The organism is Intrasporangium chromatireducens Q5-1, from assembly GCF_000576575.1.
Classification (GTDB): domain Bacteria; phylum Actinomycetota; class Actinomycetes; order Actinomycetales; family Dermatophilaceae; genus Intrasporangium_A; species Intrasporangium_A chromatireducens.
Genome location: NZ_AWQS01000628.1, coordinates 1 through 334 on the forward strand (window position 1 = coordinate 1; position 334 = coordinate 334).

The window sequence follows — 334 nt, forward strand, 5'->3', positions numbered from 1 at the left end:
ACAGGTGCCCGACCGCCATCCCGACGATGATGCCGGTGAGGGCGAGGTGGAAGACGAGGTTGCCGGTCTCGCGCAGGTAGCCGGACTCGGCCGAGACGGAGGCATCGTCGTGGGAGTGGGTGCGGAACCGGCGCCCCTTGAGCACCTCTCTGGCGGCGGCCAGCACCTCCTCCGGTGGGGCGGTCGTCGTCAGCGTCGCGTGCTGCTCGAGCCGCTCCGGCCGGGCGGGCGCCCGGGGCGGCTTGGCCCGCAGCGCCGCGAGGTGCACGCGGGTGCGCGGCACGATGCAGCCGACGAGCGAGATGAACAGCAGCAGGTAGATCGCCGAGAACCA

1 protein-coding gene is annotated in these 334 nt (G+C 72.8%); it reads right to left on the reverse strand.

The window, feature by feature from the left end:
- On the reverse strand, window positions 1-334 hold a 334-nt coding region (locus N864_RS23185; protein WP_034723333.1), incomplete at both ends, for a cytochrome c biogenesis ResB family protein.